This window comes from Billgrantia kenyensis (assembly GCF_013697085.1).
GTDB lineage: Bacteria > Pseudomonadota > Gammaproteobacteria > Pseudomonadales > Halomonadaceae > Halomonas > Halomonas kenyensis.
Map to the genome: position 1 here is coordinate 27948 of NZ_JACEFT010000016.1, position 12273 is coordinate 40220.

Sequence of the window (12273 nt, forward strand, 5' to 3'; positions counted from 1 at the left end):
TCCAATGACAGAACAGGATGCCGTCGCCGCGCCGCCTCAGGCAGGCCCGGCCGGCAACGACCGTTACATGAGCGACGATTCTACCGCAACGCGAGCTGACCTGCGGAGTCGACTGGCCGCCGACCCGCTGTGGGACTTCGCCCTCGATTTCTATGGCCGCCCCGGCGTGGAGGCTGCCTGCCTGCTGCTGCAGGACGAGGCCGGTGTCGACGTGTGCGAGCTGCTGTGGCGCTGCTGGCTACATCGCCACGGCTTGGCGCCTGCCGGGGAGCCCGCTGAACTGGCGGCGATTCGCCGCTGGCAGGACGAGGTGACGGTGCCGCTACGAGCACTCCGCCGTCGGCTGAAGGCTCAGTCCATGCATGATGCCGGCACTGCAAAAGTACGCCGAGTCATCCAGCAGGCCGAGCTTGCGGCGGAAAGGGAAACATTGCTGCGGCTGCAGCACCTCGCCGAGCACACCAACCCTTCGACAATCCTGACCAGGGCCGCTTCCAATTTCGAAAATTCCCTTGCAAGTCGCTGGAAATTACAGAAAAAAGCGCAACTTTTGGCGCTTCAAACCCTTGAATGCCAGCTTGACCCTCTGTAGGCGGCACGCTAGCCTGAAAAAAGATGTGTAGCTATATGTCGCTACCAAGGCCTGTCGATACTTATTATTTCACGGGCAAACCTGCAAGGAGACGATAATAATGAAGGCAACCAAGCTGTTGACCACTGCCAGTATCGGCGCAATGCTGTTCGGCATGTCGGCTGCCGCTCATTCCGCCAACTGGCGCTATGCGCATGAGGAATTCGAGGGTGACGTTCAGGACGTTTTTGCCGTCGCCTTCAAGGAATACATTGAGGAAAACTCCGATAATACCGTTCAGATCTACCGCTTTGGCGAGCTGGGTGAATCCGACGATATCATGGAGCAGACCCAGGCCGGCATCCTGCAGTTCGTCAACCAGTCTCCCGGTTTCACCGGCGCGCTGATCCCCGAAGCACAAATCTTCTTCATTCCCTATCTGCTGCCCACCGACGAGGAAACCGTTCTCGAGTTCTTCGAGCAGAGCGAAGCCATCAACGAGATGTTCCCGGAACTCTATGCCGAGCAGGGTCTCGAGCTGCTCAAGATGTATCCGGAAGGCGAGATGGTCATCACCGTGGACGAGCCGATCCGCACGCCGGAAGAGCTGCGTGGCAAGAATATCCGCACCATGACCAACCCGCTGCTCTCCGAAACCTATCGTGCCTTCGGCGCCACACCGACCCCGCTGCCCTGGGGTGAAGTCTATGGCGGCCTGCAGACCGGCATCATCCAGGGCCAGGAAAATCCGATCTTCTGGATCGAGTCCGGCGGCCTGTATGAGGTGTCGCCGCATCTGGTCTTCACCGGCCACGGCTGGTTCACCACCGCGATGATGGCCAACCAGGACTTCTTCGACGGCCTCTCGGAGGAAGAGCAGGAGCTGGTCCGTGACGCAGCCCAGGCTGCCTACGACCATACCATGGAGCATATCTCCGGGCTGGCCGACGACTCCCTCGAGAAGATCCAGGCATCTTCCGATGAGGTTACCGTGACTCGCCTCGACGAAGACGAGATCCAGGCCTTCCGGGAGCGTGCACCCCAGGTCGAGGAGCGCTTCATCGAGATGACCGGCGATCGCGGTCGCGAGCTGCTCGAGCAGTTCAAGGCCGACCTGGAAGCCGTATCCGGCGAGTAAGCCCTTCCGGGCAGCTCACCGTGAACGCATCAAGGGGTAGCCGGCCGGCTACCCCTTCGTGCTTTCGGACTCTCGACCGGGCTACGGCCAATCAACGTTGAAGCTCCATCAGCAACACATGCCAGAAGCACGTAACCTGTAACCAAATGCAACCCGACTCTGCGTGTCCCCGATACGCAGCGGAGCCCGGAGCCTGCCGACATGGACATGAGTGAAGAAGACGTCGCCGAAAAGAACTACCGTTCCACGCTCCCCGGCCCCCTTGGCGTCGTCGATACCTGGATCAGCAACATCGAGGCCGTGATTCTGGCCATGGGCGTGATCCTGATGGCGATCAATACCGTGGCCAACGTGATCAGCCGCTTCGCCCTAGGCGAGAGCCTGCACTTCGCCGAGGAGGTCAACCGCATTCTGATCATCATGATCACTTTCGCCGGCATCGGCTATGCAGCTCGCCATGGCCGGCATATTCGTATGTCCGCCTTCTATGATGTGCTTCCCACCGGTGGGCGACGGGCACTGATGATATTCATCTGCCTGTTCACGGCGCTGGTGATGTTCGTACTCTGCTACTTCTCCATCGGCTACATCCAGACACTCTACGGCCGTGGCCGGGTACTGCCCTCTCTGAGTATTCCGGTATGGACCATCTATCTCTGGGTGCCTATCGGGTTCACCATCACCGGTATCCAGTACCTGCTTACCGCATTCAAGAATCTCACCTCCCGCGACGTTTATCTGTCGACCCATGTGGTCGATGGCTACAAGGATACTGAGACGGAAGTCTGACGAAGGGCACAAGGAACAATAACCATGACAGCTATCATTCTCTCGATAATGATCGTGCTGCTGCTGCTGGGATTTCCGATGATGATTCCCCTGGCCACAGCCGCCTTCGTCGGTTTCTACATGACCTTCGGCGGCATGGGCCAGATGGAAACCCTCATCCAGCAGATGATGGGCGGCATACGCCCCACGGCGCTGATTGCCGTGCCGATGTTCATCCTGGCTGCCGACATCATGACCCGCGGCCAGTCTGCCCACCGCCTGATCGACATGGTCATGAGCTTCGTCGGTCACATCAAGGGCGGTCTTGCCGTCAGTACCGCCACCTCCTGCACCCTGTTCGGCGCCGTGTCCGGTTCGACCCAGGCCACCGTGGTGGCGGTGGGTTCACCACTGCGCCCGCGCATGCTCAAGGCCGGCTACAAGGATCCCTTTACCCTTGCGCTGATCATCAACTCGAGTGACATCGCCTTTCTGATCCCGCCGAGCATCGGCATGATCATCTACGGGGTCATCTCGGGCACTTCCATCGGCGAGCTGTTCATCGCCGGCATCGGGCCGGGACTGCTGATCCTGCTGATGTTCTCGGCTTACTGCGTGGCTTACGCCGTTATCAAGGACGTGCCTACCGAACCCAAGTCGACCTGGCGCGAGCGCCTGACCGCAGTCCAGAAAGCCCTCTGGCCGCTGGGCTTCCCGGTGCTGATCGTGGGCGGCATCTATGGCGGTATCTTCAGCCCCACCGAGGCGGCGGCAGCCTGCGTACTCTATGCCGTACTGCTCGAATTCGTCATCTTCCGCTCGCTCAAGCTGCCGGACATGTACGCCATCGCCAAGTCCACCGGGCTGATCACCGCGGTGGTGTTCATCCTGGTCGCTGTAGGCAACGGCTTCTCCTGGATCATCTCCTTCGCCCAGATCCCGCAGACCCTGCTCGAGGCATTCGGCATCAACGAAGCCGGGCCGGTCGGCGTGCTCATCGCCATCTGCGTGGCCTTCTTCATTGCCTGCATGTTCGTCGACCCCATCGTGGTCATCCTGGTGCTGACGCCGATCTTCGCCCCGGCCATTGCCGCCTCGGGCCTCGACCCGGTGCTGGTCGGAGTGTTGATCACGCTGCAGGTGGCGATAGGCTCGGCGACGCCACCCTTCGGCTGCGACATCTTCACCGCCATTGCGATCTTCAAGCGACCCTACTGGGAGGTCATTCGCGGTACGCCACCCTTTGTCTTCATGCTGATCCTGTCGGCGGCGCTGATCATCATGTTCCCGCAGATCGCCCTGTTCCTGCGTGACCTGGCCTTCCGCTAAGGACCCGCCCCGATACTGAGGAGACGATGAGATGTTCAACCGCATACTGGTACCGGTGGACGGCTCCAAGGGCGCCTTGAAGGCATTGGAGAAGGCCGTCGGCCTGCATCTTCTGACCGGCGCCGAACTGTATATCCTGTGTGTCTTCAAGCACCACAGCCTGCTCGAGGCGTCGCTCTCGATGGTGCGCCCCGAGCAGCTCGATATTCCCGACAACGCGCTCAAGGAGTACGCCACCGAAATCGCCGTGCACGCCAAGGGCGAGGCGGTGGAGCTGGGCGCCAATGCCGACAAGCTACGAGCCTTCGTCAAGGGGGGGCGCCCCTCGCGTACCATCGTGCGCTTTGCACGCAAGCGCGAGTGCGACCTGATCGTGATCGGAGCCCAGGGCACCAACGGCGAGAAGAGCCTGTTGCTGGGCAGCGTGGCGCAGCGCGTAGCAGGATCGGCGCACTGCCCTACCCTGGTGGTGTGAGTCCGCCCGGGGCCGGTAAAGCAAGGCAAGTGCGGAACCGGCCTCACCCTGATAGAGTCCGATGATTATTGTCACGCCGACTTGGCTCCCATGTACAAACAATAGGACTCTGCATGAAGACTGTGCTGACTTCCGCTTCCTTGGCTGCGTTACTGGCGGCGGCGCCTCTCGCCCTGGCCGCACCGGAAACACAGGACGAGCGCCTCAGCTATAGCCTGGGTATCGCCTACGGTCAGAGTATCGCCCAGGAGTACCCCGACCTCGACGTCGACGCCTTCGCCGATGCCATCCGCGATATCATCGAAGGCAATGACCCGGCCATGAGCGCCGACGATATGGCCGAGACCCTGAGCCAGTTCCAGCAGGATGCGCTTGCGACCCGTCAGGCCGAGGCCGAGCAACTGGCCGAACTCAATCTTTCCGAGGGCCAAGCCTTCCTGGCCGAGAACGCCGAACGCGAGGAAGTCACCACGACCGACTCGGGCCTGCAGTACGAGGTACTGGAGAGCGGCGACGGCGAAAGCCCGGGGCCGAGCCACCACGTGGAAGTGCACTACGAAGGCACTTTGGTCGACGGCACGGTGTTCGACAGCTCCCTGGAGCGCGGCCAGCCGCTGAGCTTCCGCGTGGACCAGGTCATCGAAGGCTGGCAGGAGGCGCTGCAGATGATGAGCGTCGGCGATACCTGGATGCTCTACATCCCCCCCGAGCTCGGCTACGGTGCCCAGGGTCAAGGACCCATCGGCCCCAACGAGACGCTGATCTTCCGCGTCGAGCTGCTTGATGTCATGGAGTGATCCCCATCACATGAAACGCTCGGTTGCGTTGGCCGCCGGACTGCTGCTGGCGCTCGGCGCCCATGCCGACGAGCGCCTTCCTGAGCTACCGCAGCTTGGCATCGAGCCAGGCAGTACCAGCGTCATCGGCGTCTCATCGGGCGGCTATATGGCTACCCAGCTGGCCGTCGCCTGGCCTGAGAGGTTCCACGGCCTGGCGGTACTTGCTGCCGGCCCCTGGAGCTGTGCTCAGGGTGGGTTGGGCCAGGCTCTTGGCCAATGCATGGCCACGCGCCGTGGGCCTCCGGACCTGGCCAGCCTGGACCTGCGCCTGCGCGAATACCAGGCCCAAGAGCTGGTCGGGGAAGCCGATGCACTGGCCGGGCTGCGCGCCTACGTCTGGCATGGTGAAGAGGACAGGGTGGTGGCTCCGGCTCTCGGCGTGGCACTCGCCGAGCAGTTGAGTGGCTGGCTGGCCAGCCCCGATGAACAGCTCAAGGTAGTGCGCTCGCCTGACGTCGGTCACGGCTGGCCCATCCAGTCTGACGGACAGGTACCACCGAGCCAGCTGGCGCAGTGCCGAAGCGGGGGCGGGACCCACCTGCTCGCCTGCGACATGGATGTTGCCGGCGAGGCGTTGACTTGGCTGCATGGCGAGCTGGAGCCGCCGGGCGAGTCGTCATCCGCTGAGCTGCTGCGCTTCGACCAGACCCCGTTCGCCACCCGCGGCATGGGCAAGGCTGGCTACGTGCTGATTCCGGAAAGCTGCAAGACGGGAGGGTGCAACCTCACGGTCGCCCTGCATGGCTGCGGCATGACGGAGGAGCACATCGAGGATACCTTCTCGCGCTACAGCGGGCTCAATGCGTGGGCCGAAGCCAACCAGCGTGTCGTGCTATATCCTCAGGCCACCACCAGCCTGGCCAACCCGCAGGGCTGCTGGGACTGGTGGGGGTTTGCCGAAAGCACCTGGCAGCTCGATCCGCTGCACGACACCCGAGAAGGTGTGCAAGTGCGGGCGCTGATAGCCATGATCGAGTGGCTGGAGCAGCCCATCGAGGAGTAGCCTCACGCCGGGCCACGGCCCGGCGTGCTGCCCTCATCCGCCTAGCTCGTTCTCCAGCGCCGAACGCAGCGCATGCGGCGCCGGCGAGTAGAGTACCCGTTGGAGTATCGTGCCGTCTCGGTCGACCAGATAGAGCGATGAGCTGTGGTCGATGGTGTATTCCATTGCCGACTCGGGGGTTTCCACCCGACGCCAGACCACACCGTAGCGGTCGGCCAGCTCCTCGAGCTGTGCCTGGCTACCGGTGGCGCCGATGAAATCTTCACCGAAATAGCCGACATATTCGGTCAATCGCTCGATCGTGTCGCGCTCGGGGTCGACCGAGACCATCACCGGGACCACGCGCCTTTGCTGCTCCTCATCCAGCCCCTGCATTACCTGGCGCATGACCGCCATGCTCATGGGGCAGACGTCAGGGCAGTAGGTGAAGCCGAAGAACAGCACGGCGATCTGATCGTCGTCGAGCTGGGTCAAGGAGAAGTCGCCCTGGGTCGAGGGAAGCTCCACGGGACCGCCCCGCGGAGAGCCGTCGTCAGCCGGCTGCAGCTGCTGGTAACCGAAGAGCCCTCCCAGGCCAACCACCACGATCAATGCTCCCAGCGCCACCCATATGCGTTGCCGCTTCATGGAAAACTCCGCTCCACCGTGAAATCGAACTGGCTGCCCAGCCTGCCTTGCGGGGTCTCGACCACCACCCGCGCCTGCCAGGACATGACCGCCTCGGTACAGATCGGCACTTGGCCCACCCCCTCGAAACGTCCTTTATCCTGCCGCTCAAGGGGAAAGCGATGCAAGCCCATGTCCATGTCACGACCCACGAAGTCGATCCTGACCGATTCTGCCTCGACCCCCTCCAGGTGAACCTCGAGCGGGAGAAGCTCCAGCGCCCGGATATCCCCGGTGGCATCAATGCTGAAGGTCAGGGTACGCCCATCCCCCAGGTCGGCCTGACAGGCCGCCTGGTGAAGCTCGCAGGGCAACGAGGCTTGATGCCAGTCGACATCCGCCCCACCACGCACCACGTGAGACAACAGGTACCACAGGGCCACGCTGAGGGTGACCAGCGTAGCCAGCATCATCAGGCGAAGTCCCGGGAAACGGGACTCACCGGTTTCAGGCAGGGGGGTTGACGGCATGGCGGCGAAAGCAGCACTTCACTGAGCGTCGGTAGAAGGTAAGCTTAACAGCATTTGCCTGCTGGCCAGGCGTGTACCGTTGTCGCAGGGTTAACGTTGCTCCGCCACGACTGAACCGAACAAGGAATTTTCGATGGATGGTGTCGCAGATGCGCTAGGCCCGCTCTTCCTGCTGATCCTGCTGGGGGCTGCCCTGGGGCGGCTGCGCCAGCCAAGCGGCGAGTTCTGGGCACAGCTCGAGAAGGTCATCTATTTTCTGCTCTTCCCCGCCATGCTGGTATCGACGCTGGCCACTGCCAACGTCGGCGAGGTGCCCGTATTCCGCCTGGCGCTGGTGCTGTTGGGGAGCCTGCTGGTTTTCAGCGGGCTACTGTGGGCCTTCCATCGCAAGCTGGGCCTGGAGGCGGCGGCCTTCACCTCGGTGTTCCAGGGTGCACTGCGCTTCAACACTTACGTAGGGGTCGCTGGTGCCGCGGCGCTGCACGGCTCTGCCGGTGCCACGGTGGCGGCGGTCGCCGTGGCGCTGATGGTGCCGGTGGTCAACGTGCTGTGCGTAGCCAGCTTCATCGCCACCGGCACGCTGGGCAGCTCCAGCCTGGGCAAGAGCCTCATGGCCCTGGTGCGCAATCCGCTGATCCTGGCCTGCTTGGCGGGGATCGCCCTCAATCTCTCCGGCATCGGCCTGCCGGGCTGGAGCGGCACTGCGGTGGAGCTGCTGGGACGGGCTGCCCTGCCGCTGGGACTGGTAGCCGTGGGGGTCGCGCTGCGGCCGCAGGCGCTGCTGCGCCTGGATCGTGGCGTGTGGACGGCCAACCTGGTCAAGCTGCTCCTGCTGCCTGCCCTGGTATTCGGCGTTGCGCTGCTGCTGGGGCTGGATGCCGTTAGCCGCGACGTTGCGCTGCTGTTCGCCGCCCTGCCGACGGCGACTTCCGCCTATATCCTGGCCCGTCAGCTGGGTGGCGATGCCGAGCTGATGGCAGCGCTGATCACCGGCCAGACGCTGTTGGCCATGGCCACGCTACCGCTATGGCTGCATCTCGCCGGAAGCTAAAATAAAAAAGATTCGCATTTGTATTGACAGGGGTAATGAGAACGAATTACATTAAAGGCGTGGTGTTGATGAGGCACCACGGCCATTAGGGGAACCGCCAGTTTCCCGCTATGGTTTCTCCCCCTCATTGCTAGTCACGGTCTTGCCTGCGCCTCCCCTGGAGGCGCTTTTTTTGTTCAGAAAAACCTCATTGCCGCCCAATCATCCCGCCGCTGCGCCGCGCCAGGGGCCGCGTCCCCGCAGGCGCTCACGCAGCAGATCGGCCAGGGCCTGGGCGGCGGGTCGCGAGGCAGGCTCGATAGCGCGGGCGAAATGCAGCCGCGCCTCGCAGCGGCCAAGCGCGGGCAAGCCTTCGGCCTCGCCCAGCTCGCGCATGGCCGGCGTCAGTCGCTCGCGGTCGAGCACGCTGAGAGCCAGGCCCGTCTCCACCGCGCGCTCGATGGCATGGATGCTGGTGCTGGTGAATACCGCATGCCAGGGCCTGCGGAGCCGCTCCAAAGCCTCGGTGGCCAGCGCCCGGTAGGGGCAGTCGACCTCGTGCAGCGCCAGCGGCAGGCTCTCGCGCTCGGTCAGGTTGGCGGCCCGCGGCGCGGCCCATACCGGAGAGGTGCGCCACAGCGGCTCGCCGCCGGGCAGCGCGATGGGACGATCGAGCACCACCGCCAGGTCCAGCCGCGAGCGCCCCAGCTGGCGGACCAGCTCGCCGCTGGTGGCGGTGACCGCCTGCAGCAGTACTTCGGGATGACGCGAGGTGAACTCGGGCAGCACGTCGCCGAGCAGCTCGCGGGCGTAATCCTCAGGCAGGCCGAAGCGCACCTTGCCGCGCAGGCCGCGTCCGGCATAGCGGGCGAGGATGCCGTCATGCATGCGCAGCAGCTCACGCGCCTCCTGCAGCAGGGCTTCCCCCGTGGCGGTGAGCACCACGCCGCGCGGTCCACGTTCCAGCAGGCGGGCGTCGAGCAGCGACTCCAGGCGCTTGATCTGCATGCTGATGGCGCTGACGGTGCGATGACGCTGCTCGGCGGCCGCCGCCAGCGAACCGAGCCGGGCCGCGGCCTGAAAGCTGCGCAGCAGCTCCAGGTCCAGAGTTGCCGAGGAGACTTCAGCCATATTGAACCCTGCATGAAATATATATCGCTTCATTGAAGCCTGGATGCGCGTCAAGCTCAAGCCACCGCTATTCGGTATCAAGGAGCACGCCATGCCAGCCCAGGTCCTCTCACTGCTGATCGCCACCGGCTTCGTGGTGGGCTGGAGCTCGGGGTTCGTCGGCGGTCGGCTCGCCAGCGAACTCGACACGCCGGTGCTTAGCCTGTTCGCGTGGCGCTTCCTGCTTGCCGCCCTGGTGGTGGCGCTGTGGTGCCGACTGGCGCTTGGCGCACTGCCCAAGGCTCGCGAAATGGGGCGCGAAATGCTTGTCGGCAGCCTGACCATGGGCGGCTACCTGCTGGGGGTGATCCTGGCCATCGACCTGGGTGTCAGCGTCGGCGTCACGGCGCTGATCGCCGCCCTGCAGCCGCTGTTGGCTGCAGCCTTGGCCGGGCGCTGGCTGGGGGAGCGGCTCAGCGTACATGGCTGGCTGGGGATGGGGCTGGCCACCCTGGGCGTGGCGCTGTGCGTGGGCGATGACATGCAGCGCACCCTGAGCGCATCCGGCTGGGCCTATCTGCTGCCGCTGCTGTCAGTCGTCTCGGTGACGCTGGGCAGCCTGCTGGCGGTTCGCGGCAAGCCGGCCCTTCCACTGCCGGCCGCGCTGCTGGCTCAGCTTCTCGCGGCCGGCGGTATCTTCCTGCTGGCCGCACTGGTGGCAGGGGGCGGCCAGCTGAGGCCACCCGGCGTCGAGCCTGCGGTGCTGATGGCGATGGGCTGGTTGGTGGTGCTGTCGAGCCTGGGGGGCTACGGCTTCTTCGTCGCCAGCCTGCGTCGGCTCGGCGTCACTCAGACCGCGGCGCTGGTACACCTCACCCCGGGGGTGACCCTGTTATGGGCTGCCGCCATGTTCGGCGAGCGCCTCGGCCCGGCGGGACTCGCGGGCCTGGCGCTCGCTGGAGCAGGCGCCAGCCTGGCTATTCGCAGCGCGCGAAGATCAGATCCCACACGCCGTGACCCAGGCGCGCGCCACGCGCCTCGAACTTGGTCAACGGACGAAAGTCCGGACGCGGCACATAAGGCGCCGTCTCCGGCGTCGCCGTATTGACGTAACCTGGTGCGACTTCCATCACCTCGGCCATCCACTCGGCATAGGCCTGCCAGTCAGTGGCCATGTGCAGCTTGCCGCCCGGTTTCAGACGAGTGCGGATCAGCTCGATGAAGGCTGGCTGGACGATACGCCGCTTGTGGTGCTTCTTCTTCGGCCAGGGATCGGGGAAGAACAGCTGCAAGGTATCTATACTCGCCTCCGGCAGGCACTGCTCGAGCACCGCCAAGGCATCCTCGCGGTAAACACGGATATTGCCGAGGCCGCGCTTGTCGGCCTCGTCGAGCAGCTTGCCCACGCCCGGGGCATGTACCTCGATGCCGATGAAGTCGGTATCGGGATGGCGCTCGGCCTGCTCGACCAGCGAGGCCCCCATGCCGAAGCCGATCTCCACCACGCGCGGCGCCCGGCGGCCGAACAGGACGTCGAGGTCCTGGCGGCCATCGGCCAGGGTCAGGCCCAGCCGCGGCCAGACCTCTTCCAGGCCACGGGTCTGGGCTTGGGTCATGCGGCCGGCACGCAGCACGTAGCTCTTGATCCCGCGGCGATGCAGCGGGGCGTCCGGCCCTTCCGGGCCGGTGGTGGCGGTATCGCGTTGCGGGTCACTCATGAAGTCGCAGCTGCTCCGGTCAGTTCAGCCGTTGATGCGGCCGGCAAAGGGTGAGGAGGGATCGGCGCTCTGGCGGCGCGGCATGCGCCCGGCGAGGAATGCCTCGCGCCCGGCTTCGACGGCTTTCTTCATGGCGCTGGCCATCAGCACCGGCTGGCGGGCATGGGCAATGGCGGAGTTCATCAGCACGCCATCGCAGCCCAGTTCCATGGCCATGGCGGCATCGGAGGCGGTGCCGATGCCGGCGTCCACCAGCACCGGCACGCGGGACTGCTCGATGATCAGGCGGACATTGTGCGGGTTCTGAATGCCGTGACCGGAGCCGATCAGCGAGCCCAGCGGCATGATGGCGCAGCAGCCCATCCGCTCGAGCTCCTGGGCAACGATGGGGTCGTCGCTGGTATAGACCATCACGTCGAAGCCGTCCTTGATCAGTTCCTCGGCCGCCTTGAGGGTCTCGACCACGTTGGGGTAGAGGGTCGAGTCGTCGCCCAGCACCTCGAGCTTGACCAGCTTGTGGCCGTCGAGCAGCTCGCGGGCGAGCTTGCAGGTACGCACGGCATCCTTGGCGGTATAGCAGCCGGCGGTGTTGGGCAGCAGGGTGAAGCGCTCCGGTGGCACCACGTCGAGCAGATTGGGGCCCTCCTCCTGGCCGAGATTGGTGCGGCGTACGGCGAAGGTGACGACCTCGGCGCCGGAGGCGGCGATGGCCTCGGCAGTCTCGTCGAAGTCCTTGTACTTGCCGGTACCGACCAGCAGGCGGGAAGAGAAACGGTAGCCGGCAATCCGCAGCGGCTGGTCCTGGAAGAAGTCTGTCATCGCATGGGCCTGTGTCTGTAGCGGAGTCTGGTTCGGGATTCGATGGGCAGCGTCGTGCACTAGCCGCCGCCGATGGCGTGGACGATCTCGACGCGATCGCCGTCGACCAGGTGCGTGGTGGGGTGCTCGCTCCTGGGCACGATCTCCTCGTTGCGCTCGACGGCGATGCGGCGCCCAGTCAGGCCCAGGCTGTCGATCAACTGCGCCACTGTGAGGTCGGGGGCAAGGTCTCGAGCCTCACCGTTGAGCTGGATCTGCATGGCGTCCTCTTCACGTTGACGAGTGTCGCGGGCCCATATTGTAGCCCCTTCGCGGCCCTCGCGGTACGGTAGGCGGC

At 64.6% G+C, this 12273-nt stretch carries 14 protein-coding genes and 1 pseudogene; 9 read left to right on the forward strand and 6 right to left on the reverse strand.

The annotated features are described in order from the left end of the window. Positions 1-4 precede the first annotated feature (4 nt). From H1D44_RS12820 to H1D44_RS12850, 7 genes are all read left to right on the forward strand, one after another. Complete coding sequence (locus H1D44_RS12820) at positions 5-592, forward strand: TIGR02444 family protein (protein ID WP_238984467.1); 588 nt, start codon at positions 5-7, stop codon at positions 590-592. Between the two features lie 100 nt (positions 593-692). Further along, positions 693-1709 carry a TRAP transporter substrate-binding protein gene (locus H1D44_RS12825; protein ID WP_181515253.1) on the forward strand — a complete coding sequence of 339 codons (1017 nt, stop codon included), beginning with the start codon at positions 693-695 and terminating at the stop codon, positions 1707-1709. 201 nt (positions 1710-1910) lie between these two features. Then, positions 1911-2498, forward strand: coding sequence for a TRAP transporter small permease (locus H1D44_RS12830; RefSeq protein ID WP_422671667.1), 588 nt, complete (start codon positions 1911-1913; stop codon positions 2496-2498). A 24-nt stretch (positions 2499-2522) separates the two neighbouring features. After that, on the forward strand, positions 2523-3806 hold the full coding sequence (locus tag H1D44_RS12835) for a TRAP transporter large permease (RefSeq protein WP_181515254.1): 1284 nt from the start codon (positions 2523-2525) through the stop codon (positions 3804-3806). Between the two features lie 31 nt (positions 3807-3837). After that, a complete protein-coding gene (locus tag H1D44_RS12840) occupies positions 3838-4281 on the forward strand; it encodes a universal stress protein (protein ID WP_181515255.1) in 444 nt (147 codons plus the stop codon). Positions 4282-4394: 113 nt separating this feature from the next. After that, positions 4395-5078: a BamJ family beta-barrel-assembly machinery protein gene (locus H1D44_RS12845; RefSeq protein ID WP_181515256.1), complete on the forward strand. Its 684-nt coding sequence runs from the start codon at positions 4395-4397 to the stop codon at positions 5076-5078. Between the two features lie 10 nt (positions 5079-5088). Continuing rightward, positions 5089-6123, forward strand: coding sequence for an alpha/beta hydrolase family protein (locus H1D44_RS12850; RefSeq protein WP_181515257.1), 1035 nt, complete (start codon positions 5089-5091; stop codon positions 6121-6123). 33 nt (positions 6124-6156) lie between these two features. Here the strand turns inward: H1D44_RS12850 and H1D44_RS12855 are convergent, their stop codons facing one another. Then, complete coding sequence (locus tag H1D44_RS12855; protein WP_181515258.1) at positions 6157-6750, reverse strand: SCO family protein; 594 nt, start codon at positions 6748-6750, stop codon at positions 6157-6159. Then, a complete protein-coding gene (locus tag H1D44_RS12860) occupies positions 6747-7259 on the reverse strand; it encodes a hypothetical protein (protein ID WP_181515259.1) in 513 nt (170 codons plus the stop codon). Before H1D44_RS12860 ends, H1D44_RS12855 begins: the two co-directional genes overlap by 4 nt. Positions 7260-7392: 133 nt before the next feature. On the opposite strand from H1D44_RS12860, the gene H1D44_RS12865 reads away from it, so the two are divergent. Next, on the forward strand, positions 7393-8310 hold the full coding sequence (locus tag H1D44_RS12865) for an AEC family transporter (protein WP_181515260.1): 918 nt from the start codon (positions 7393-7395) through the stop codon (positions 8308-8310). A gap of 201 nt (positions 8311-8511) precedes the next feature. Here H1D44_RS12865 and H1D44_RS12870 read toward each other — a convergent pair whose 3' ends face one another. Continuing rightward, the gene (locus H1D44_RS12870; RefSeq protein WP_181515261.1) at positions 8512-9420 is read right to left on the reverse strand and encodes a LysR substrate-binding domain-containing protein; all 909 of its coding nucleotides are present in this window, start codon (positions 9418-9420) and stop codon (positions 8512-8514) included. Between the two features lie 91 nt (positions 9421-9511). Between H1D44_RS12870 and H1D44_RS12875 the strand changes: the two are divergent. Further along, a pseudogene (locus H1D44_RS12875) lies at positions 9512-10366 on the forward strand (DMT family transporter); the annotation flags it as partial. Between the two features lie 10 nt (positions 10367-10376). Here H1D44_RS12875 and trmB read toward each other — a convergent pair. From trmB to thiS, 3 genes are read right to left on the reverse strand one after another with little or no spacing between them, the layout of a single operon-like run. Further along, positions 10377-11117 carry a tRNA (guanosine(46)-N7)-methyltransferase TrmB gene (trmB, locus tag H1D44_RS21015; RefSeq protein WP_238984468.1) on the reverse strand — a complete coding sequence of 247 codons (741 nt, stop codon included), beginning with the start codon at positions 11115-11117 and terminating at the stop codon, positions 10377-10379. A gap of 24 nt (positions 11118-11141) precedes the next feature. After that, complete coding sequence (locus tag H1D44_RS12880; RefSeq protein WP_181515263.1) at positions 11142-11936, reverse strand: thiazole synthase; 795 nt, start codon at positions 11934-11936, stop codon at positions 11142-11144. 59 nt (positions 11937-11995) lie between these two features. Then, the gene (gene thiS / locus H1D44_RS12885) at positions 11996-12196 is read right to left on the reverse strand and encodes a sulfur carrier protein ThiS (protein ID WP_181515264.1); all 201 of its coding nucleotides are present in this window, start codon (positions 12194-12196) and stop codon (positions 11996-11998) included. Positions 12197-12273: the final 77 nt, after the last annotated feature.

Coding starts and splice junctions, on each gene's coding strand:
- H1D44_RS12835 (WP_181515254.1), top strand. CDS start 2,523: ATGACAGCTATCATTCTCTCGATAATGATCGTGCTGCTGCTGCTGGGA.
- H1D44_RS12820 (WP_238984467.1), top strand. CDS start 5: ATGACAGAACAGGATGCCGTCGCCGCGCCGCCTCAGGCAGGCCCGGCC.
- H1D44_RS12845 (WP_181515256.1), top strand. CDS start 4,395: ATGAAGACTGTGCTGACTTCCGCTTCCTTGGCTGCGTTACTGGCGGCG.
- H1D44_RS12850 (WP_181515257.1), top strand. CDS start 5,089: ATGAAACGCTCGGTTGCGTTGGCCGCCGGACTGCTGCTGGCGCTCGGC.
- thiS (WP_181515264.1), bottom strand. CDS start 12,196: ATGCAGATCCAGCTCAACGGTGAGGCTCGAGACCTTGCCCCCGACCTC.
- H1D44_RS12870 (WP_181515261.1), bottom strand. CDS start 9,420: ATGGCTGAAGTCTCCTCGGCAACTCTGGACCTGGAGCTGCTGCGCAGC.
- H1D44_RS12830 (WP_422671667.1), top strand. CDS start 1,911: ATGGACATGAGTGAAGAAGACGTCGCCGAAAAGAACTACCGTTCCACG.
- H1D44_RS12865 (WP_181515260.1), top strand. CDS start 7,393: ATGGATGGTGTCGCAGATGCGCTAGGCCCGCTCTTCCTGCTGATCCTG.
- H1D44_RS12860 (WP_181515259.1), bottom strand. CDS start 7,259: ATGCCGTCAACCCCCCTGCCTGAAACCGGTGAGTCCCGTTTCCCGGGA.
- H1D44_RS12880 (WP_181515263.1), bottom strand. CDS start 11,936: ATGACAGACTTCTTCCAGGACCAGCCGCTGCGGATTGCCGGCTACCGT.
- H1D44_RS12855 (WP_181515258.1), bottom strand. CDS start 6,750: ATGAAGCGGCAACGCATATGGGTGGCGCTGGGAGCATTGATCGTGGTG.
- H1D44_RS12825 (WP_181515253.1), top strand. CDS start 693: ATGAAGGCAACCAAGCTGTTGACCACTGCCAGTATCGGCGCAATGCTG.
- trmB (WP_238984468.1), bottom strand. CDS start 11,117: ATGAGTGACCCGCAACGCGATACCGCCACCACCGGCCCGGAAGGGCCG.
- H1D44_RS12840 (WP_181515255.1), top strand. CDS start 3,838: ATGTTCAACCGCATACTGGTACCGGTGGACGGCTCCAAGGGCGCCTTG.